Origin of the sequence: Knoellia tibetensis (genome assembly GCF_048606415.1) — a bacterium.
GTDB classification, from domain to species: Bacteria; Actinomycetota; Actinomycetes; order Actinomycetales; family Dermatophilaceae; genus Knoellia; species Knoellia tibetensis.
Window position 1 is genome coordinate 203,687 of record NZ_JBMBWF010000003.1, and the last position, 19,525, is coordinate 223,211.

General features: G+C 72.4%; 19 protein-coding genes. 6 read left to right on the plus strand and 13 right to left on the minus strand.

Annotated features, from left to right (window positions below):
• Positions 1–89: 89 nt before the first annotated feature.
• From ACOJV7_RS14760 to ACOJV7_RS14770, 3 genes are all read left to right on the plus strand, one after another.
• On the plus strand, positions 90–737 hold the full coding sequence (locus ACOJV7_RS14760) for a DUF937 domain-containing protein (protein WP_420190977.1): 648 nt from the start codon (positions 90–92) through the stop codon (positions 735–737).
• Positions 738–801: 64 nt separating this feature from the next.
• A complete protein-coding gene (locus ACOJV7_RS14765; protein WP_420190978.1) occupies positions 802–963 on the plus strand; it encodes a hypothetical protein in 162 nt (53 codons plus the stop codon).
• Between the two features lie 2 nt (positions 964–965).
• Positions 966–2,111: a hypothetical protein gene (locus tag ACOJV7_RS14770; protein ID WP_420190979.1), complete on the plus strand. Its 1,146-nt coding sequence runs from the start codon at positions 966–968 to the stop codon at positions 2,109–2,111.
• Here ACOJV7_RS14770 and gatB read toward each other — a convergent pair.
• The 7 genes from gatB to ACOJV7_RS14805 form a co-directional block, all read right to left on the minus strand.
• Positions 2,101–3,639, minus strand: a complete 1,539-nt coding sequence (gene gatB / locus ACOJV7_RS14775) for an Asp-tRNA(Asn)/Glu-tRNA(Gln) amidotransferase subunit GatB (RefSeq protein ID WP_420190980.1) — start codon at positions 3,637–3,639, stop codon at positions 2,101–2,103. The genes ACOJV7_RS14770 and gatB overlap by 11 nt on opposite strands.
• A 1-nt stretch (position 3,640) precedes the next feature.
• Positions 3,641–5,167 carry an Asp-tRNA(Asn)/Glu-tRNA(Gln) amidotransferase subunit GatA gene (gene gatA, locus ACOJV7_RS14780; RefSeq protein WP_420190981.1) on the minus strand — a complete coding sequence of 509 codons (1,527 nt, stop codon included), beginning with the start codon at positions 5,165–5,167 and terminating at the stop codon, positions 3,641–3,643.
• An 82-nt stretch (positions 5,168–5,249) separates the two neighbouring features.
• Complete coding sequence (gene gatC, locus ACOJV7_RS14785; protein ID WP_420190982.1) at positions 5,250–5,546, minus strand: Asp-tRNA(Asn)/Glu-tRNA(Gln) amidotransferase subunit GatC; 297 nt, start codon at positions 5,544–5,546, stop codon at positions 5,250–5,252.
• A 190-nt stretch (positions 5,547–5,736) separates the two neighbouring features.
• Positions 5,737–6,132 (minus strand): universal stress protein, encoded by a 396-nt coding sequence (locus tag ACOJV7_RS14790; RefSeq protein ID WP_420190983.1) that lies wholly within the window; start codon positions 6,130–6,132, stop codon positions 5,737–5,739.
• Between the two features lies 1 nt (position 6,133).
• Positions 6,134–7,690 (minus strand): tripartite tricarboxylate transporter permease, encoded by a 1,557-nt coding sequence (locus ACOJV7_RS14795; RefSeq protein ID WP_420190984.1) that lies wholly within the window; start codon positions 7,688–7,690, stop codon positions 6,134–6,136.
• A gap of 1 nt (position 7,691) precedes the next feature.
• Positions 7,692–8,195, minus strand: a complete 504-nt coding sequence (locus tag ACOJV7_RS14800; RefSeq protein ID WP_420190985.1) for a tripartite tricarboxylate transporter TctB family protein — start codon at positions 8,193–8,195, stop codon at positions 7,692–7,694.
• A complete protein-coding gene (locus ACOJV7_RS14805) occupies positions 8,195–9,214 on the minus strand; it encodes a Bug family tripartite tricarboxylate transporter substrate binding protein (RefSeq protein WP_420190986.1) in 1,020 nt (339 codons plus the stop codon). The genes ACOJV7_RS14800 and ACOJV7_RS14805 overlap by 1 nt, the downstream gene beginning before the upstream one ends.
• Before the next feature lie 292 nt (positions 9,215–9,506).
• Here ACOJV7_RS14805 and ACOJV7_RS14810 point away from each other — a divergent pair, with 292 nt between their 5' ends.
• Positions 9,507–11,102: a sensor histidine kinase gene (locus tag ACOJV7_RS14810; RefSeq protein ID WP_420190987.1), complete on the plus strand. Its 1,596-nt coding sequence runs from the start codon at positions 9,507–9,509 to the stop codon at positions 11,100–11,102.
• 5 nt (positions 11,103–11,107) lie between these two features.
• Positions 11,108–11,815: a response regulator gene (locus ACOJV7_RS14815; protein ID WP_420190988.1), complete on the plus strand. Its 708-nt coding sequence runs from the start codon at positions 11,108–11,110 to the stop codon at positions 11,813–11,815.
• Here ACOJV7_RS14815 and ACOJV7_RS14820 read toward each other — a convergent pair.
• From ACOJV7_RS14820 to ACOJV7_RS14840, 5 genes are read right to left on the minus strand one after another with little or no spacing between them, the layout of a single operon-like run.
• Positions 11,797–13,188 (minus strand): aldehyde dehydrogenase family protein, encoded by a 1,392-nt coding sequence (locus ACOJV7_RS14820; RefSeq protein ID WP_420190989.1) that lies wholly within the window; start codon positions 13,186–13,188, stop codon positions 11,797–11,799. The two genes, ACOJV7_RS14815 and ACOJV7_RS14820, sit on opposite strands and share 19 nt — an antisense overlap.
• A 20-nt stretch (positions 13,189–13,208) precedes the next feature.
• Positions 13,209–13,658 carry a cupin domain-containing protein gene (locus ACOJV7_RS14825; protein ID WP_420190990.1) on the minus strand — a complete coding sequence of 150 codons (450 nt, stop codon included), beginning with the start codon at positions 13,656–13,658 and terminating at the stop codon, positions 13,209–13,211.
• A complete protein-coding gene (locus tag ACOJV7_RS14830; RefSeq protein ID WP_420190991.1) occupies positions 13,655–14,722 on the minus strand; it encodes an isocitrate/isopropylmalate dehydrogenase family protein in 1,068 nt (355 codons plus the stop codon). Before ACOJV7_RS14830 ends, ACOJV7_RS14825 begins: the two co-directional genes overlap by 4 nt.
• Complete coding sequence (locus ACOJV7_RS14835) at positions 14,719–15,048, minus strand: putative quinol monooxygenase (RefSeq protein WP_420190992.1); 330 nt, start codon at positions 15,046–15,048, stop codon at positions 14,719–14,721. The genes ACOJV7_RS14830 and ACOJV7_RS14835 overlap by 4 nt, the downstream gene beginning before the upstream one ends.
• Positions 15,045–16,154, minus strand: coding sequence for an Ldh family oxidoreductase (locus ACOJV7_RS14840; protein ID WP_420190993.1), 1,110 nt, complete (start codon positions 16,152–16,154; stop codon positions 15,045–15,047). Before ACOJV7_RS14840 ends, ACOJV7_RS14835 begins: the two co-directional genes overlap by 4 nt.
• 65 nt (positions 16,155–16,219) lie before the next feature.
• Here ACOJV7_RS14840 and ACOJV7_RS14845 point away from each other — a divergent pair, with 65 nt between their 5' ends.
• On the plus strand, positions 16,220–16,924 hold the full coding sequence (locus tag ACOJV7_RS14845; RefSeq protein ID WP_420190994.1) for a GntR family transcriptional regulator: 705 nt from the start codon (positions 16,220–16,222) through the stop codon (positions 16,922–16,924).
• Here the strand turns inward: ACOJV7_RS14845 and acnA are convergent.
• The gene (acnA, locus tag ACOJV7_RS14850) at positions 16,869–19,463 is read right to left on the minus strand and encodes an aconitate hydratase AcnA (protein ID WP_420190995.1); all 2,595 of its coding nucleotides are present in this window, start codon (positions 19,461–19,463) and stop codon (positions 16,869–16,871) included. The two genes, ACOJV7_RS14845 and acnA, sit on opposite strands and share 56 nt — an antisense overlap.
• Positions 19,464–19,525: the final 62 nt, after the last annotated feature.

Sequence of the window (19,525 nt, forward strand, 5' to 3'; positions counted from 1 at the left end):
CGAACCCCCGGGACGGGTCGTGCCTGAGTACGTTGAGAGGCAACGGTGGGCACCGTCGCCCATCGCCCCCACGAGAGGCGGCACCACCCATGGCTGCGATCGACGACATCCTGCGAAGCCTTCCCATCGACCAGCTCGCACAGCAGGTCGGCGCCGACCCGCAGGAGGTGGAGCAGGCCGCGCGGTCGGCCCTGCCCGCCCTGCTCGGCGGGCTCCACGCCAACGCCCAGGACCCCGGCGGCGCGAGCTCGATCGTCGAGGCCCTCGGCCAGCACGACGACGACCTCCTGCAGGGCGGCGTGGACCTGAACCAGGTGGACCAGCAGGACGGCGAGAAGATCGCGTCGCACATCTTCGGGTCCAACGAGGAGCAGGTCTACTCGGCACTCGGGTCCTCCGGGGCCGGGGGCGGGCTCGTCAAGCGCCTCATCCCGATCCTCGCCCCGATCGTCCTGTCCTACCTCGCCAACAAGGTCCTCAAGGGCGGCGGTGGCCTGGGTGGCGGTGGCCTCGGCGGGGGTGGCGCCACGACGCCGCAGGCGCCGGCCGACAACTCCGCGCAGGGCGGGCCGGGCTCGCTCGACTCGATGCTCCAGGACGTCCTCGGCGGCGCGCTCGGCGGCGCGACGACGCAGCAGGCACCCGCGCCGACCCAGCAGGGCCAGCAGTCCCAGGGGTCGGCGGGCGGGTCGATCATCGACATCCTCGGAGGCCTCCTCGGCGGCGGTCGCCGCTGACGAATCGCCTGACACGAACCCCGGCACGCTGCCACGCTGGATGGACCGAGCCTGAGGAGGGGTCGTGACAGACGACGGCGAGACGCGCTACAACAGCAAGAAGAAGGTCTGGGAGCAGTACGAGGAACCTCCGGGTGTCTGGAAGGAGATCGGCCCGGACTTCGGCCAACCGGACGAGCACGTCGGCGAGGACCAGGACGGAGCCGGCCCCGGCGCCGGGCTGTAGCCATGGCCGCCACGGGACCGGCCTGGACGGTGACGGCGGAGGTGGGTCCGGCCACGGATGCTCCTCCGGCCGCACCCACGGACTCCTCGCTGGGCACCCGCCGCGACTGGGCCAAGGCGTCCGGTGAGGTCCGTACCACCGTCAAGTGGCTCATCACCGCCCTCGCGGCCGTGGGGGCGATGCTCTTCGCGAAGGGCGTCGTCACCACGCCGGGCCTGAGCTGGAGCGAGAACCGAGGGCAGCTCGTGTGGGCCCTGCTGTGCGGAACGCTGGCACTCCTCGGGATCGGCGCGCTCATCACCATGGCGGTCCGGCTCCTGCGACCGGCGATGTACACCCTCGGCGACCTCCCTCCGGGATTCCGGACGCGCGTGGACGCCAACCCTTCCGAGTTCCTCCCCACCGGCGTCACGAGCATCGCCGACTTCGACCGGAGGTACCGGCGTGCCCAGCGTGCGGTCTTCATGTCCGAACAGATCCTCGCCCAGCTCACCCGTGCTGCGACGAATGCCCGCGCCGCGGCCGACAGCGCGGCCGACACCGACCCGGGCAAGCCGGCTCTCCTGGCTGCAGCCATCGAGGCCGAGAGCGCACGTGACACGGCCACCGACGGGCGCTCGGTCATCGTCCACAACTGGGCCGTCCACCGACAGTCCAAGGACTCACTTCTCGAGAGGGCCGAGTACCACACCCAGATCTCCGGAATCTCACGTGCGTGGCTGGCAGCGCTCGTGCTCTCCGGCATCGCCGCCGCCCTCGGAGGGATCGGCTACCTGCTGGCCCTGGCCACCCCTGCGGACGACGCGTCGCCCGCCGAGGCTGTGGCGGCGCCGGTGGTCGGCGAGCTCGTCATGGCCGAGACGGAGGCGGCCCGCCGGCTCTGGGCCACGCTCGACCTGGCGCAGTGCCAGGCCGACCCGGCGGTGGCGAAGGTCGCGGTTCTCATCGCGTCGGGCGCCGGCAGCGCGACCGACCCGTACCAGGTCACCACGCTCCCCCGTGGTTCGTGCCGGGGCATGACGTTCCCGGTGCTCGCCGAGCTGGCCACGGTCGTGCGGCCGACGCCGGTGACGATCACCTACACGCCTGCGCCGAGTCCGTCGCCCTCCCGCCTCTCGCCGAGCCCGGCGCCGTCCTTCAGCCGGTGAGCTTGGCGAGGATGATCTCGCGCGCCTTGCCGGCGTCGGCCTGGCCCTTCATCTCCTTCATGACCTGGCCGATGAGCGCGCCCGCGGCCTGGACCTTGCCGTCGCGGACCTTCTGGGCGACGTCGGCGTTGGCCTCGATGACCTTGTCGACCGCGGCCTCGAGGGCGCCGTCGTCCTGCACGAGCTCGAGACCGCGCGCGTCGGCGACGGCGGTCGGGGCGCCCTCGCCGTCGAGCACGCCCTCCCAGACCTGACGGGCCATCGAGTCGTTGAGCCGGCCCGAGGTCACGAGGCCCTCCAGCTCGACGACGTGCGCCGGGACGATCGAGCGCTCACCGGCATACGAGGCGACGTCGATGCCCTCGGCGTTGGCGCGACGCGCGATCTCACCGGACCACCACTTGCGGGCACCGGCGGGGGTCGCACCCGCCTCGACGGTCTCGCTGATGAGCTCGACGAGCCCGGCGTTGAGGACGTCGCGCATCTCGAGGTCGCTGAAGCCCCAGTCGGACTGGAGCCGCTTGCGGCGCTGCGCCGGCGGCTCGGGGAGCGTCGCCCGCAGCTCCTCGACCGTCTCGCGCGACGGCGCGACAGGGACGAGGTCGGGCTCGGGGAAGTAGCGGTAGTCGTCGGCGTCGGACTTCGGGCGACCCGAGGTCGTCATGCCGGTGTCCTCGTGCCAGTGCCGCGTCTCCTGGAGGATCGAGCCCCCGGCCTGGAGGATCGCGCCGTGGCGGCACATCTCGTAGCGGACGGCCCGCTCGACCGAGCGCAGCGAGTTGACGTTCTTGGTCTCGGTGCGGGTTCCGAGCGTCGTCGTGCCCTTGGGCATGAGCGAGAGGTTGACGTCGCAGCGCATCGAGCCCTGCTCCATCTTGACGTCGGAGACGTCGAGCGCCTTGAGCAGGTCACGCAGGGTGGCGACGTAGGCGCGGGCCACCTCGGGGGCGCGCTCCCCCGCACCGCGCAGCGGCTTCGTGACGATCTCGATGAGCGGGATGCCCGCGCGGTTGTAGTCGACGAGTGAGTGCGTCGCGCCGTGGATGCGACCGGTCGAGCCACCGACGTGCAGGGACTTGCCGGTGTCCTCCTCCATGTGCGCCCGCTCGATCTCGACGCGAAAGACCTCGGTGCCGTCGCCCGTGCTGCTGGGGATCTCCACGTCGAGGAAGCCCTCGAAGGCGATCGGCTCGTCGTACTGCGAGGTCTGGAAGTTCTTGGGCATGTCCGGGTAGAAGTAGTTCTTCCGCGCGAACCGGCACCACGGCGCGATCTCGCAGTTGAGCGCGAGGCCGATCCGGATCGCCGACTCGACGGCCTTCTCGTTGACGACCGGCAGCGCGCCGGGCAGGCCGAGGCAGACCGGGCACACCTGCGTGTTGGGCTCGGCGCCGAACTCGGTGGCGCAGCCGCAGAACATCTTCGTGTTGGTGCCGAGCTCGACGTGCACCTCGAGCCCGAGCACCGGGTCGAACGAGGCGAGGACGTCGTCCCAGGCGATCGTCGCCTCGGTGTCCACAACGGTCATGTCAGGCCTCCTTCGAGGTGGCGGCAGAGAGGTCCGGGGCGCGGTCGAGCAGCGGCCCGCCCCACGCGGCGTGGAGCCGCTGCTCGAGGGCCGAGCCCACGGCATACAGGCGCTCATCGGCGGCCGCGGGCGCGAGGATCTGGAAGCCCGCGGGCAGCCCGTCCTCGTCGGCGAGGCCGCTCGGGAGCGACATGCCGGGGACGCCGGCGAGGTTGGCGGGGATCGTCGCGATGTCGTTGAGGTACATCGCCATCGGGTCGTCGATCTTGTCGCCGAAGCGGAACGCCGTCGTCGGCGCGGTCGGCGAGACGAGGACGTCGGCGGCCTCGAAGGCCTTGGTGAAGTCGTCGGCGATGAGCCGGCGGACCTTCTGCGCCGAGCCGTAGTAGGCGTCGTAGTAGCCCGACGAGAGGGCGTAGGTGCCGAGGATGATGCGGCGCTTGACCTCGTCACCGAAGCCGGCGTCGCGCGTGGCGGCCATGACCTGCTCCGCGCTCGGGTCGTCGATGCCCTCGGGCAGGACGCGCAGGCCGTAGCGCATCGCGTCGAACTTCGCAAGGTTGCTCGACGCCTCCGACGGGAGGATGAGGTAGTAGGCCGCGAGCGCCGCGGTGAAGCTCGGGCAGGAGACCTCGACGACCTCGGCGCCGGCGTCGACGAGGTGCTGAACCGACTCCTGGAAGCGCTGCTGCACCCCGGCCTGGAAGCCCTCGCCGGTGAGCTCGCGGACGATGCCGATGCGCATGCCCTTGACGTCGGCGCGGCGCGCGGCCTCCACGACCGCCGGGACGGGGGCGTCGATCGACGTCGAGTCCATCGGGTCGTGACCGCCCATGACCTCGTGCAGCAGCGCCGCGTCGAGGACGGTGCGCGTGCACGGGCCGGCCTGGTCGAGCGACGACGCGAGCGCGACGAGGCCGTAGCGGGAGACACCGCCGTAGGTCGGCTTGGTGCCGACGGTGCCGGTGACGGCGGCGGGCTGGCGGATCGAGCCACCGGTGTCGGTCCCGGTGGCGAGCGGCGCCTGGAACGACGCGACGACCGCGCTCGAGCCACCGCCGGAGCCGCCGGGGATGCGGTCGAGGTCCCACGGGTTGCGGGTCGGGCCGTAGGCCGAGTGCTCGGTCGAGGAGCCCATGGCGAACTCGTCCATGTTGGTCTTGCCGAGGATCGGCATGCCCGCGGCCTTGATCCGCGTGACGACGGTCGCGTCGTAGGGCGGGACCCAGCCCTCGAGGATCCTGCTGCCGCAGGTCGTCGGCAGGCCCTTGGTCGCCATGACGTCCTTGACCGCGATCGGCACGCCGGCGAGGCGGTGCAGCTGCTCGCCGGCGGCACGCCGCGAGTCGATGTCGCGCGCGGTGGCGAGCGCGCCCTCGCGGTCGACGTGGAGGTAGGCGTGGACGTCGCCGTCGACGGCGTCGGTCCGGTCGAGCAGCGCCTGCGTCACCTCGACCGAGCTCGTCCCCCCGGAGGTGAGGAGGTCGGCGAGCTCGGCGGCGCTGGCGCGGGTCAGGTCTGTGGTCACGTCGGTCCTTGCGGTTGCTTCAGGCGTGGGGCGGTCAAGGCGGAGGTATGCCGGGAGCTCACCTCACGGCATACGGGCCGGTTCAGTCCTCGTCGAGGATCCGGGGGACGGAGAAGCGCTGCTGGTCGGCCTCCGGGGCGCCCGCGAGGGCGGCGTCGGCGCCGAGGCTGGGCCGGACGACGTCCGGTCGCGTGACGTTGACGATCGGCATCGGGTGGCTCATCGGCTCGACGCCCTCGATGGGCGCCTGCTGGACGACGGCGACGGACTCGAGGATGACGCCCAGCTCGCCGACCATCCTGTCGAGCTCGGCGTCGGAGAGGTCGATGCGGGCGAGACCGGCGAGGTGCGCCACGTCGTCGCGGGTGAGTTCAGCCATGGGCGCCAGTCTAGGACTCCGCCGGTCGTGGCCCGGTCACGGCTCCGGCAGCCACCGCCGAGGCATCACGCCCGTCGGCCGGATGCGACGGAGCCGCCCACGAGGTGTCGTGGGCGGCTCCGGGCCGCGCGGTGCTCGCGCCGTCCGCCGCGGCCTGGCAGGGGGTGCCGCGGGCGGAGCAGGTGGCGGGCTAGCGCGGCGCCTTGACGGCGAGCACGGGGCACTCGGCGTCGAGGAGGACCTGCTGGGCCTGGCTGCCGAGCAGGAGCTTGCCGACCGGAGTGCGCCGTCGCACCCCGATGACGATGAGCTCGGCGTTGGTCTGCTCCGCGAGGTCGACGAGGACCTCCGCCGGGTCCTTGCGGTGCACGGCGTGCGAGATCTCGTAGTCGAGCCCCGACGCGTCGAGCTCGGTGCGCAGGTCGGTGAGCTGCGCGTCGTCGACGTAGCGGTTGTCGGCCGAGGCCGCGCCGGTGCTCGCGTTGACGACGAGGAGCCGGCTGCCGCGGCTGCGGGCCTCGACGACGGCCGCGTCGAGTGCCGCGCGCCCCTCCTTGGTGGGCACGAACCCCACGATGACTGGCATGTCAGGCTCCTTCGTTGTTGGCGTGCTGCTGCAGGCGGGTGTCGTCGGGGCCCGAGGTCGGGTCCTCCGGCGGGGTGCGGCGCTTCGTGACCTGCGACCAGACGAGCGGCACGACAACGACGAGCAGGACGAGCAGGTAGACGACCTTCGAGAAGGGCGTGTTGACGAGTCCCGAGAGGTGTCCGTCGCTGATCTGCAGCGCCCGCCGCATGAAGACCTCGGCCCGCGGAGCGAGGATGAGGCCGACGATGAGCGGCACGACCGGGAGGCCGTAGCGGCGCATGGCGAAGCCCAGGCCGCCGATGAGGAGGAGCAGCCACAGGTCGAAGGCCGTGCCGTTTGCCGCGTAGGCGCCGAGCGACGCGAACATGAGGATGCCGGCATACAGGTAGGGCCTGGGGATGAGCAGGAGCTTCGCCCACAGACCGGCCATCGGCAGGTTGAGCGCGAGGAGCATCGCGTTGCCGATGAGCAGGCTGGCGATGAGCGTCCACACGAGGGGGCCCTGCTCGTCGAAGAGCCGCGGACCCGGCTGGATGCCGTAGGTCTGGAAGGCGAGGATCATCACGGCCGCGGTGGCGGTCGTCGGGATGCCGAGGGTGAGGAGCGGGACGAGGCTGCCCGCTGCCGAGGCGTTGTTGGTGGCCTCCGGTCCGGCGACGCCCTCGATGGCGCCCTTGCCGAACTCCTCCGGCTTCCTGGCGAGCTTGCGCTCGGTGATGTAGGACAGGAACGTCGGGATCTCCGCGCCACCGGCGGGGATCGCCCCGAAGGGGAAGCCGATCGCCGAGCCGCGCAGCCACGGCTTCCACGAGCGCGAGAGGTCCTCGCGGGTCATGAGCCGGCCCTTGATGGGGATGATGCGCGCGGGTGCCCGGCGCAGGTGCGCCGCGATCCACAGCGCCTCGCCCATGGCGAAGACGGCCACGGCCACGACCACGACGTCGATGCCGTCCGAGAGCTGGTCGATGCCGAAGGTGAGCCGCTGCTGGCCGGAGGTCTGGTCGATGCCGATGAGGCCGATCCAGACACCGAGGCCGAGGCTGGCGAACCCGCGGATCTTCGAGGAGCCGAGGACGGTCGTCACCGCGACGAACGCGAAGACCATGACGGCGAGGTAGTCCGGGTCGCCGAGCTGGATCGCGAACTTCACGACCTGGGGCGCGAGGAGCGCGAGGCAGAGGGTGGCGATGGTGCCGGCGACGAAGGAGCCGATGGCCGCGGTGGCGAGGGCGGCGGCGCCGCGACCCGCCTTGGCCATCTTGTTGCCCTCGATCGCCGTCATCACCGACGCGCTCTCGCCGGGGGTGTTGAGCAGGATCGAGGTCGTCGAGCCGCCGTACATGCCGCCGTAGTAGAGGCCGGCGAACATGATGATGGCCTGCTCCACCTCGAGGGTGTAGGTGAGCGGCAGCAGGAGGGCGATGGCCATGGCCGGGCCGATGCCGGGCAGGACGCCGATGGCGGTGCCGAGGAGCACACCGAGGAAGGCGTAGAGGAGGTTCATCGGCGTCAGGGCCGACGACATCCCCTCGAGCAGGGCGTTGATGCCGTCCATGTCAGAGGATCCCGTCCAGGAGCCCGGCCGGGAGCTTGACGTCGAGGCCGAGGAAGAAGCCGTACCACGTGATGAGCGACAGCAGCACCGAGATCACCGCGAGCCGCACGTAGTGGCGGTTGCCGAGGGCGAAGGCGGCGCCGAAGAAGAGCACCGCGCCGGTGATCGGCCAGCCGAGCCGGTCGATGAAGGCCGCGTTGAAGGCGAAGGCCACGGCGAGCAGGCCGACCGTCTTGAGGTCGGAGCCGTGGCTGAGGTCGACGTCCTCGCCCTCCTCCTGCTCACCGCGCCCACCGCGGGCGATGTCGACCGCGAGGAGCACGGCGCAGAGGATGAGGAGGCCGCCGACGAACATGGGGACGGTCCGCGCGGTCATGAAGCCGCGCGCGCCCCGCTCGATGAGGCCGAGGGCGTCGACGATGGCGACGACGCCGAGGGCCAGCAGGAGGAGGGACACTCCGTACTCGGAGCGCCCCTCCCCCCGCTTCTGCACCTGGTCGCTCATCAGGCGAGACCCAGCTCCTTGAGCACACCGGCGACGCGGTCGCTCTCGGACTTGAGGAAGGTGTCGAACTCGGCGCCGGGGACGAAGGCGTCGGTCCAACCCTTGTCGGCGAGCGTCTTCTTCCACTCCTCGGTGCCGTGCAGGGCGGTGACCGCCGCGATGAGCTTGTTCTTGTCGGCCTCGGAGATGTCCGGGGCCGCGACCAGGCCACGCCAGTTGGTGAAGGTGAGGTCGACGCCCTGGTCCTTGAGCGGCTTGGCGTCGAGACCCTCGACCGCCTTGTCGCTCGTCACGGCGAGGACGCGCACGTCACCGGACTTGGCCTGCTCGACGACCTCGCTCACACCGGTGGCAGCGAAGCCGAGCTTCTTGCCGAGGACGGCGGTCATGAGCTCGCCACCGCCGTCGTAGGCGACGTAGTTGACCTTCTTGGCGTCGAGGCCGACGGTCTTGGCGAGGAGCATCGGGGTGAGGTGGTCGGGGCCACCGACGTTGGAGGCGCCACCGACGGGCACGGCGCCCGGGTTGGCCTTCCAGGCGTTGATGAGGTCGTCGAGCGTCTTGAAGGGCGAGTCCTTCGCGACGACGATCGCCTCGGACTCCTCGATGAGCTTGGCGATGGGCGTGGTGTCGGTGAGCTTGGCCTCCGACTTGTTGCTGTAGGAGGCTCCGACGACGCCGAGACCCATCTGCATGAGCAGGTCGCCCTTGCCCTTCTCGTTGACGAGGCGGGCCAGGCCGACGGTGCCACCGGCACCGGCCTGGTTGAAGACCTCGATCGAGCCGCTGAGGCCGGCGGACTGGAGGTCGGCCGAGACGGCGCGGGCCGTCTGGTCGTAGCCCGAGCCGGGCGAGTTCGGGACCATGATGCGCAGGCCCGAGAGCTTCTCGGCCGAGGCGCTGCTGCTCGAACCGGAGCCGGACTCGGCGTCGTCGGTCTTGCTCACGCCGCAGGCGGTGAGGGCGAGGGCCGCGGCCGCGGTGAGGGCGGCGCTGCGAACCAGGGTGGTCATTCGCACGGGGGACTCCTTTGTCGGGTGCTGCATCAGGGGTGCTGCATCAGGGGTGGTGCGTCGTGGTGCTTCGGGTCGTGCGGCGCTGGGGCGCGTCACACGGTGCGTCGCTGACAACGGTCGCGCCGATCGGCCGCGGTGTCACGGTTGCGGGCACAGACGCCGTTGAGTTCTTTGTGCTCACGGTCCGGCGGTGCGGTCCCGACCCATCCCGCACAATCGTCCTGTGGCGCGAGGACGGGCAGGTCGAGTGCGGGCGAGGCTTCGTCGTCTCTGGCCCCAGACCCTCGCCGGTCGCATGCTCGCGACCCAGATGCTCATCGTGAGCATCGTCTTCGTCGGCGTGGGCGCGCTCTCGGTCGCGCAGCAGGGCCAGGGCGTCACCGACCGCGAGGTGCGCCGCGCCCGGCAGGTCGCCGAGCAGGTGACCCAGGAGCCCGGCGTGCGCCAGGTGCTCGGCCCGCAGGGCGAGGCGTGGATGTCGCAGGCGCAGGCCGCGCTGGAGTCGGCCCGCACCCTGTCGGACTCCGAGGGCGTCTACCTCGCGCGGACGAGCGACGGTGGTGTGGTCGCCGCGGCGGCCGAGGACCCCCTGCGCCGGCTCCCCCGGACCGACGCCTTCGAGGGCAGCTCGTGGCTCGGCGGCGAGAACGACGACGACGACCCCGAGACGATCATGGCGATGGCACCGGTCATCGTCGCGGGCGAGCTCGAGCCGGTCGGCGTCGTCGCCGTGACCCGCCCCTCCCCCTCGGTGTGGGACGACCTCGCGACGATCACCCCGAACCTGCTCACCTACCTCGGCCTCGCCGGGGTCATCGGTGTCCTGGGGTCGCTCCTCCTCGCCCGCAGGGTCAAGCGCCAGACGCTCGGGCTGGAGCCACGGGAGATCGCCGGCCTCGTGGAGCAGCGTGAGGCCGTGCTCCACGGCATCAAGGAGGGCCTGCTCGCGGTCGACCTCGCGGGACGCGTCACGCTCCTCAACGACGAGGCCGCCACCCTGCTCTCGATTCCGCAGGCGGGCGCGACCGGGCGCTCGCTCTCCGAGCTCGGCGCGGACCGAGCTCTGCTCTCCCTCTTCCCCGACCGGCGCCTGCGGAGCGGACCGACCGTGAGCGTCACCGACGAGTCGGACGTGTCCTCGGTCGACCGGGCCCTGCTGGTGCGCGGACGGCTCGTCACCGCCAACGTCATGCCCGTGCGCCAGCAGGGCCGGCTCGTCGGCCACGTCGCAACGTTGCGCGACCGCACCGAGCTCCTCGAGCTCCAGCGCGACCTCGACGTCACGCGGGCGACGACCGACTCGCTGCGCGCGCAGGCGCATGAGTTCAGCAACCGCATGCACGTCGTCGCCGGGCTCATCGCCCTCGAGGAGTACGACGACGTGCAGGACTACATCCGCCACATCACCGCCGACGAGGCCGAGCTCACCGCCCGCGTCGGGACAGCCGTCGCCGACCCGGCCGTCGCGGCGATGCTCATGGCGAAGTCGCGGCAGGCCTCCGAGCGCGGCATCACCCTCGACCTCGACGACGACTCGCGGCTCGCCCGGCTCGACGGCGACCTCTCGACCGACCTCAACACGATCCTCGGCAACCTCGTCGACAACGCCCTCGACGCCGTCCCCGACCTGAGCGGGCACGTCCGGGTGGCGCTGCGCGGTCCCGACGACGGCGCCGTGCGGCTCACGGTGCGAGACAACGGTCCCGGCGTCCCGACCGACGACACCGGCACGCTCTTCGTCCGCGGCTACTCGACCAAGGACGCCGAACCCGGGTCCTCGCGCGGCATCGGCCTGGCGCTCGTGCGTATGGTCTGCAGCAAGCGAGGAGGAGAGGTGAGCGTGAGCAACGACGACGGTGCCGTCTTCACGGTCAACCTCCCCACGGCCTGACGACGATGACCTCCCAGACCCTTCCCATCCGCACCGTCGTCGTCGACGACGACTTCATGGTCGCGCGCCTGCACTCGAGCACGGTGGCTCGCCTCGACGGCTTCGAGGTCGTCGGCGTCGCGAGCACCGGCGCCCAGGCGCTGGCCATGGTCAAGGACAAGCGCCCCGAGCTCGTGCTGCTCGACGTCTACCTGCCCGACCTCACCGGTCTCGAGGTGCTCCGCCGGCTGCGCGGCATCGGCGTCGACTGCGACGTCATCGTCATCAGCGCCGCCCGCGACCTCGACTCGCTCCGGCAGGCGATGCAGTCCGGCGTCTACCAGTACCTCGTCAAGCCGTTCGAGCTCGACGAGCTCCGCCGCCGCCTCGACGAGTACGCCCGCCACCGCGCCCGCATGCGCGGCCAGGACCCGGGCACGACGGTCGAGCAGGACGAGGCGGACCGCCTCTTCCGCACGGGGTCGAGCGGACGCTCACGCACCTCGCTGCCCAAGGGCATCAGCGCCGAGACGGTCCAGCTCGTCAGCAGCGCCCTCGCCTCGGCGGGCGAGGAGGGACTGTCCGCGACGGAGTGCGGTGAGGCCGTCGGCATCGCCCGCAGCAGCGCCCGCCGCTACCTCGAGTATCTCGTCGAGTCGGGCGCGGCCGACGTCCGCCACCGCTACGGTTCGGCCGGCCGCCCCGAGCGCCGCTATCAGCGAGCGGCCCAGTAGGTCCGCTGGTTCATGAAGGCATACATGCCCTCCGCCGACAGCTCGCGACCGTAGCCCGACTGCTTCGTCCCGCCGAACGGCACGCGCACGTCGGACGCGACGACGGCGTTGACGAACACCGCTCCGGTGGTCACCTTCCGAGCGAGCGCGACCGCGCGCTCGGTCGATCTGCTCCAGACCGACAGACCCAGCCCGTATGCCGTCGCGCCCGCGAGGCGTGCCGCGTCCTCGTCGTCCTTCGCGACGACGACGGCGGCGAGCGGGCCGAAGGTCTCCTCGTCGAAGGCGGGGACTCCGGGCCCGTCGACCGCGAGCACCGTCGGCTCGAAGAACCAGCCGTCACCCTCGACGGGTGAGCCGCCGGCGAGCAGCCTCGCTCCGCCGTCCACCGACTCCTCCACCTGGCGCCGCAGGGCCGTGCGCAGGTCGTCGCGGGCCATCGGGCCGAGGTCGACCGACTCGTCGGTGGGGTCGCCCACCCGCAGCTTCGCGACACCGTCGAGGAAGCGCTCCGTGAACGCCTCCGCCACCTCGGCGGCGACGACGAACCGCTTCGCGCATACGCACGACTGCCCGGCGTTGTGGAACCGCGCCCGGACGGCGGCGTCGGCCGCCGCCTGCACGTCGGCGTCCGCGAGGACGACGAAAGCGTCCGAGCCGCCGAGCTCGAGGACCGAGGGCTTGACCGCCCGGCCGGCCGCGGCGCCGACGGCCGACCCGGCCCGGTTGCTGCCGGTGAGGGTGACGCCGGCGACCCGCGGGTCGGCGACGAGCCGCTCGGTCACCTCGGGAACGCGGGGCTCCTCGACGACGAGGACGCGCAGCACGCCCTGCGGCGCACCCGCCGACACGAGCAGCGACTCGATCGCCAGCGCCGAGCCGGTGACGTTGGGCGAGTGCTTGAGCAGCACGGTGTTGCCGGCGCCGAGCGCAGGCAGGACGAAGCGCATCACCTGCCACAGCGGGAAGTTCCACGGCATGACGGCGAGCACCGCGCCGATGGGTTCGCGTGTGACCCAGGCCTGTGCACCCTCGCCCACGTCGACCTGCTGCGGCTCGAGCAGCCGCTCGAGGTTGTCGGCGTACCACCGCGCCGTCGTGGCCGACTTGTCGACCTCGCCACGGGCCTCGCGCAGCGGCTTGCCCATCTCGGCGGTGACGAGGCGCGCGAGGTCCGCGCGCTGATCGTCGAGGGCGGCGGCGACCCGGGCGAGCAGCGCCGAACGGTCGGCCACCGACGTCGCCCCCCACCCCTGCGCGGCCTCGCTCACCTCGACGACCGCGGCCTCGACCGCGGCATCGTCCATCACCCGGTGCGACGCCAGCACGAGGCCCGTCGTCGGGTCGATCGTCTCGATGACGGTGTCGCTCATGCCCACCGAACTCGCTACCGTCACGGCGTGCTCAGCCCGCCCCGGTCGGACTCCGACAGGTGCTCGAAGGTCTCGCCGGTCGCCGTGATCGTCCGGGTGACGTCACGCCCGCCGTAGACCCAGTAGATCCGCATGGTGCCGGTGCCGCGGTTGTAGAACCGGTGCGGCACACCGGCCGGCACCCACGTGGCCTCGCCGGCGACGAGCTCGAACTCCGCGCCGTCGATCTCGGCGACGGCCTCGCCCTCGAGGATGAGGACCGACTCCTCGACGTTGTGGCTGTGGAGCGGCAGGCCCGTGCCCTCGGCGAACTGCGTCTGCCCGGTCGTCACCGTGTTGGTCTCGCAGTTCCACTTCCCGACGTAGGGGATGGTGCGGACGCCGTTGCCACGGTCGAAGGGCTCGACCTCGGCGGGACGGACGAGCAGGTTGGGCGCCTCGGGGGCGGTGGGCGTGGTGCGGTCGGTCATCGGGTGGTCTCCAGCTTCGTGAGGAGGGCTGAGGTGAACTGGTCGGTGTCGAGAGACCCGCGCAGGTCGCGGGTGCGGGTGGCGGGGTCGGCGAGGCACGCGTCCACAGCGGCGTCGACCGCGTCGGCGGCCCGCCCGAACTGCTCGGCCCCGCTCCGCCGCCCCCACCAGCGGAGCAACATCGTGGCCGACAGGATGAGCGAGGTCGGGTTGGCGATCCCCTGCCCGGCGATGTCCGGCGCCGAGCCGTGCTGCGCTTGGGCGACGGCGACACCGTCGCCCGCGTTGAGCGAGCCACCGAGGCCCAGGCTCCCCGAGAGCGCGCAGGCGAGGTCCGAGAGGATGTCGCCGAACATGTTCGTCGTCACGACGACGTCGAACTCGCCCGGCGAGCGCACGAGGTGGGCGGTCGCGGCGTCGACGATGAGCTCGCGCAGCTCGACGTCGCGGTGCTCGGCCGCCACGGCCCTGACCTCCTCGAGGAAGAGCCCGTCCGAGAGCTTGAGGACGTTGGCCTTGTGCACCGCCGTGACGCGACCACGACGACCGGAGGCGAGCCGGAAGGCCTCCTCGGCGACGGCGCGGCACGCCCGGCGCGACACCTTGCGCACCGAGAGCGCCAGGTCCTCGTCGGGCATGAACTCCCCACTGCCGGCGACCATGTTGCGGTCGCTGTAGAAGCCCTCGGTGTTCTCCCGGACGATGACGAGGTCGAGCGGCTCGGACAGGACGGTGAGGTCCGGGAGGCTGCGCGCCGGCCGGATGTTGGAGTAGAGGCGGTAGGTCGTGCGGATCGCCGCCGACGGGTTCCAGCCGCCCTCGGCCCGCGAGGGGTAGTCGAGGTGCGAGACCGGTCCGAGGATCGTGCCGTCGACCTCGCCGACCCGGTCGAGCACGTCGCGAGGCATCGTCTCGCCGACCGCCTCGTGCGCCGCCCAGCCGATGTCACGGTGCTCCAGCTCGAGCCCGAGCCCGAAGGCGTCGTCGGCGGCCCGCAGCACCCGCTCGGTCGCGGCCGCGATCTCCGGCCCGATGGCGTCGCCCGGCAGCACGAGGATTCTCACGACGCCACCTCCGCCTTGTCGGTCTCACGGTGCGCGAGGACGAGCTCGGTGACCGTGTTGACCTGGCTGCCCGGCACCACCGTGCGCGCCACGGCCTCGCGCCACTGCGCGAAGTGCGGCGCCTCACGGTGGGCCGCGAGCGCGGCCTCGTCGCTGTAGATCTCGTAGAAGACGAAGTGGTCCGGGTCGGACTGCGACCGGCACACGTCGAAACGCAGGCAGCCCGGCTCGTGCGCGAAGGTCGAGGCCGCGTTGGCGGTGATGGCGTCGAGGAACTCCTCGCGGCGGTCCGGGATGACGTCCAGACGGACGACGAGCGAGATCATGCGTGCTCCTTGGGGGTCGTGGTGGAGGTCGTGGTGGTCGTGGCGGCGGAGTCGTCGAAGGCGGGTGGCAGCGGGACGCCCGTGGCGTCCGCGAGCGTCGCGAGCTCGGTCCACGTCTGGTCGGAGACCCGTATGCCGTCCGCCTCGGCGCGTCGCCGGCTGCGGTCCTCGAGCTCGCCCGGGGTGAGCACCCCGTCCGACCACGCGGCGGCCTCGCTGCCGCGGACCTGCGCGACGAGCGCGGCCACCCGGGCGTCGTAGTCCTCGGGGTCGGCGACGGCGGCGACGTCGAGGGTGAGGAGGAGGTGGCCGGCACCGCTCGCTCCCTCGGGCCGGTACGGGCCGACGACGTCGGACCCGAACGCGCTCCCGGTGAGCACCCCGGCGAGGACGTCGAACATGAACGACATGACATAGCCCTTGGCGCCGCCGACGGGCGAGATGAGCCCCTCGATCGCCTCGCGAGGGTCGGTCGTCGGCGTCCCGTCGGCCCTCGCACCCCAGCCCTCGGGGATCGGCTCGCCCCGGTCGGCCGCGACGTAGACCTTGCCCCGGGCCACGGCCGTGTTCGCCATGTCCATGACGAGGACGTCGCCGTCGGGGCCGGGTGCGGCGATCGACCACGGGTTGGTGCCGACGAGCTTGGTCCGCCCGCCCCAGGGCGCCATGGCGGGGGACGCGTTCGTGGCGAGGATGGCGACGCAGCCCCGCTCCGCCGCATACCTCGTGAAGTAGGCGGCGGTGCCGAAGTGGCCCGACCGGCGCACGGCGACGGCGCTGATCCCGTGGGTGCGCGCGCGCTCGACCCCGAGCTCCACCGCGCGCTGGGTGACCACCTGGCCGAGGCCGTCGTGGCCGTCGAGGACGACGACGCTGCCGGAGTCCCGCACGGTCTCGACGTCGGTCACGGCGCGCATCGCCCCGCTGCGGATCCGCGCGAGGTACCACGGCAGTCGGATCGCGCCGTGCGACGGGTGCCCCCACAGCTCCGCGACGAGGAGGGTGTCGGCGAGGAGCGCGGCGTCCTCCGGTGGGACGCCGTGGGCGCGGGTCACGTCCGTGAGGAAGGCGGCGAGGGCCGGTGGCTCGACGGTGCGCGGTGACATGCCAACCATCGTCGCATACTTGTATACAAGTAGACAAGCAGTGAAGGGGAGGGCACGATGGCCGCGTGACGACCAGCCCGAGCCCCCGGCGCCGCAGCGGCGCCCAGTTCGTCTACGAGGAGCTGCTCGCCCGCATCCAGGACATGCGGCTCGAGCCGGGTCGCCGCCTCCACGAGACCGAGCTGGCCACCTCGCTGGGCGTCAGCCGGACGCCGCTGCGCGAGGCCCTGCGCCTGCTCCTCGCCGAGGAGCTGCTCGAGCAGCTCCCCACGGGCGGCATGGTCGTGCGCCGCCTCACCCCACGTGACGCGGCCGAGCTGTATGCCGTCCGCGCCCGTCTCGAGGGGCTCGTCGCCGCCGCGGCGGCCGACCGGGCGACGCCCGGCGACGTCGACCGGCTCACGGCCCTGCTGCACCGCAACGAGGCGCTGGCCGGTCTCGCCGACGGCGCGATGGAGTCGGGCCACGCCATCCACGTCGAGCTCGAGCGCATCGCCGACCACGCCTGGGCCTCAAGGGTCCTCGCGCAGATCGAGGGTCAGCTCGCGCGCTACCGACGGTTCAGCAACGCCTCGCCGGAGCGCCGGGAGGCCGCCCTCGCCGAGCACCGCGGCATCATCGACGCGGTCGCGGCGGGCGACCCGGTGACCGCCGGCATCCGGTCCGAGGAGCACGTCCTCGCCGCGCGCGAGGCGACGGTGGCCGAGCTCGAGGTCAGCCTCGTCCCGTCCAGCGACGCAGGATCATCGGGATCACTCCCCCGCTCCTGAGCAGATCGACCTCGACAGAGGTCTCGACGGCCGCCGTGAGCGACAGCTGCGCCAGGACACCGTCCGCCCGCTCGTGACGCACGGTGACGGTGCCGCCCGGCCGGAGGCGGGCCGGGTCGACCTCGACGACGAAGCGGTCGGACGCGTCCAGCGGGCCGATTGCCCGGCGCACGTCCGGTGGGAGCAGGAGCGGCAGGATGCCCATGCCGACGAGGTTCGTCCGGTGGATGCGTTCGAACGACGCGGCGAGCACCGCCCGCACCCCGAGCAGGTGCTGAGCCTTGGCCGCCCAGTCGCGTGAGCTGCCCATGCCGTACCGCTCCCCCGCCACGACGACGACGGGGGTGCCGTCCGCGGCGTAGCGCCCGGCCACCTCGAAGACCGGGCCCACCGACCCGTCCGCGTGGCGCGTCGTGCCGGGCGCGCCGGCGGTGACGAGGTCGTTGACCATCGTCCGGTTGAAGAACGCCCCCCGGACCATCGCGTCCCAGTTGCCGCGACGCGCGGCCAGCACGCCGAGGTCGTCGCGATCCTCGCCCTGCTGCACGAGGAAGTCTGCGAGCGGGCTGTCCGGTGGGATCGCGCTCGCCGGCGAGATGTGGTCGGTGGTGACGTCGTCGCCGAGGACGAGCAGCGGGTGCGCCGTGAAGGGCTCCAGGCGCGGCACCTCGGCGCGCGCGAACGGAGGTCGCCGCAACGTCGTGGACGCCGGGTCCCACGGGAAGGTCGCGCCCGTGGGCGCCTCGAGCGCCGCCCAGCGCGGGCTTGCGTGCGCCGCGTGGAAGGCGGCGGGGAAGTCCGAGGAGTCCACCGCCTCGGCCGTCGCCGTCGCGACCTCCTCGTCGGTGGGCATGAGGTCGGCGAGCCGGACCTCGCGGCCGTCGGCCGACATGCCGAACGTCGTGGACTCGACGTCGCGCGCCGCGTCGCCGAGCAGGGCGTAGGCGACGACGAGCGCCGGTGACATGAGGAACCCGGTGGAGAGGTCGGGGTGCACCCGGCCGGGGAAGTTGCGGTTGCCGCTGAGCACGGCGACCGGTTGGGCGCGACCGGCCCGGCGCGCGGCGTCCACCTCCTCGGGCAGCGGCCCCGAGTTGCCGATGCACGTCGTGCAGCCGAAGCCGACGAGGTCGAACCCCACCGACGCGAGGTCGTCGAGCAGTCCCGACCGGTGCAGGTAGCGCTGTGCCGCAGGCGATCCGGGCGCCATCGACGTCTTGACCCACGGCTTGCTCGTGAGACCGTGCCGGCGCGCGTTGCGGGCGAGGAGCCCGGCGGCGACGAGCTGCGCAGGGTCGGAGGTGTTGGTGCAGCTCGTGATCGAGGCGAGCGCGACCGGTGTGGTGGGGAGCGTGTCGGTGTCCCGTGGCCGTGGCGGCTCGAGGACCGCCGGCACGTCGGGCGGGGCCAGTGCGTCCTGCGGACGCCTCGGGCCGGCCAGCGTGCGCCGCACGGCAGCGAGGTCGACCTCGACGGTCCGGGTGTAGTCCGGGTCCACCTCCGGGTCGAACCACAGACCGGCCGCGCGGTGGTGCGCCTCGACCAGCCCTGGGTCGACCCGACCCCGCGCCACGAGCCGGAGGTGCGACAGCACCGCCTCGTCGACCGGGAAGTGCCCGGTCGTCGCGCCGTACTCCGGTGCCATGTTCGCGACGACGGCCCGCTGGCCCACGGTGAGCGTCGACATCCCCGGCCCATGGAACTCGACGAAGTCTCCGCCCACGCCCAGCTCGCGCAGCAGGGCGGTCAGGGTGAGCGCCAGGTCGGTCGCGGTGACGCCCTCGGGGAGCCGCCCGACGAGCCGCACTCCGACGACGTCGGGGATGCGCAGCGTCGTCGGCAGACCGAGCATGACGAGCTCGGCCTCGAGCCCACCGATCCCCCACCCGAGGACGCCCATCCCGCCGACCATCGGCGTGTGGCTGTCGGTGCCGAGCATGACGTCCGGCCGCACGAACCCGTCGTGGACCTCGCTGACCGACGCGAGCTGCTCGAGGTTGATCGTGTGCATGATGCCGGTGCCCGGGGGGTTGAGGTGCACCGTCGGCATGGCGGTCGCCGCCCACTTGAGGAACGAGAAGCGCTCCGCGTTGCGCCGCAGCTCGCGCTCCTCGTTGCGGGCGACGGCGTCCGGCACCGCAAAGGCCTCGACGGCGAGCGAGTGGTCGACCGACACCTCCACGGGCAGGACGGGCGCGAGCGCCGTCGGGTCGTGGCCGGCCTCGACCAGGCAGTCGCGCATGGCCGCGAGGTCGACGAGCGCAGGCGTGCTCGTCGTGTCGTGCATGAGCAGCCGGTTCGGCGTGAAGTCGACCTCCGCGGCGCTCGTCCGCGTGAGCGTCCAGGCACGCATCGCGGCCAGGGCCTCGTCGCGGGGTGCGCCGGTCATGCAACGGGCGATGTTCTCGGCGAGGAGCCGCAGGACGTGAGGGACCCGCGCCAGGTCCGGACCGAAGACGTGCCCGAGGTCGACGAATGCGAGCTCCCGGCCGTCATGCGACAGCCGCGAGGTCCACGAGTCGGGCGCCGTCATCGTCATCCCGCCAGCATGACGGTTATAACCTCGGCACCACAAGTCGCGTCCTTGTGCGCCTCACATGC

Excerpts from the sequence above, each read along its gene's own strand:
- ACOJV7_RS14760 (WP_420190977.1), top strand. The coding sequence starts at position 90 with ATGGCTGCGATCGACGACATCCTGCGAAGCCTTCCCATCGACCAGCTC.
- ACOJV7_RS14770 (WP_420190979.1), top strand. The coding sequence starts at position 966 with ATGGCCGCCACGGGACCGGCCTGGACGGTGACGGCGGAGGTGGGTCCG.
- gatB (WP_420190980.1), bottom strand. The coding sequence starts at position 3,639 with ATGACCGTTGTGGACACCGAGGCGACGATCGCCTGGGACGACGTCCTC.
- gatC (WP_420190982.1), bottom strand. The coding sequence starts at position 5,546 with ATGGCTGAACTCACCCGCGACGACGTGGCGCACCTCGCCGGTCTCGCC.
- ACOJV7_RS14790 (WP_420190983.1), bottom strand. The coding sequence starts at position 6,132 with ATGCCAGTCATCGTGGGGTTCGTGCCCACCAAGGAGGGGCGCGCGGCA.
- ACOJV7_RS14795 (WP_420190984.1), bottom strand. The coding sequence starts at position 7,690 with ATGGACGGCATCAACGCCCTGCTCGAGGGGATGTCGTCGGCCCTGACG.
- ACOJV7_RS14800 (WP_420190985.1), bottom strand. The coding sequence starts at position 8,195 with ATGAGCGACCAGGTGCAGAAGCGGGGGGAGGGGCGCTCCGAGTACGGA.
- ACOJV7_RS14810 (WP_420190987.1), top strand. The coding sequence starts at position 9,507 with ATGCTCGCGACCCAGATGCTCATCGTGAGCATCGTCTTCGTCGGCGTG.
- ACOJV7_RS14815 (WP_420190988.1), top strand. The coding sequence starts at position 11,108 with ATGACCTCCCAGACCCTTCCCATCCGCACCGTCGTCGTCGACGACGAC.
- ACOJV7_RS14820 (WP_420190989.1), bottom strand. The coding sequence starts at position 13,188 with ATGAGCGACACCGTCATCGAGACGATCGACCCGACGACGGGCCTCGTG.
- ACOJV7_RS14825 (WP_420190990.1), bottom strand. The coding sequence starts at position 13,658 with ATGACCGACCGCACCACGCCCACCGCCCCCGAGGCGCCCAACCTGCTC.
- ACOJV7_RS14835 (WP_420190992.1), bottom strand. The coding sequence starts at position 15,048 with ATGATCTCGCTCGTCGTCCGTCTGGACGTCATCCCGGACCGCCGCGAG.
- ACOJV7_RS14840 (WP_420190993.1), bottom strand. The coding sequence starts at position 16,154 with ATGTCACCGCGCACCGTCGAGCCACCGGCCCTCGCCGCCTTCCTCACG.
- acnA (WP_420190995.1), bottom strand. The coding sequence starts at position 19,463 with ATGACGATGACGGCGCCCGACTCGTGGACCTCGCGGCTGTCGCATGAC.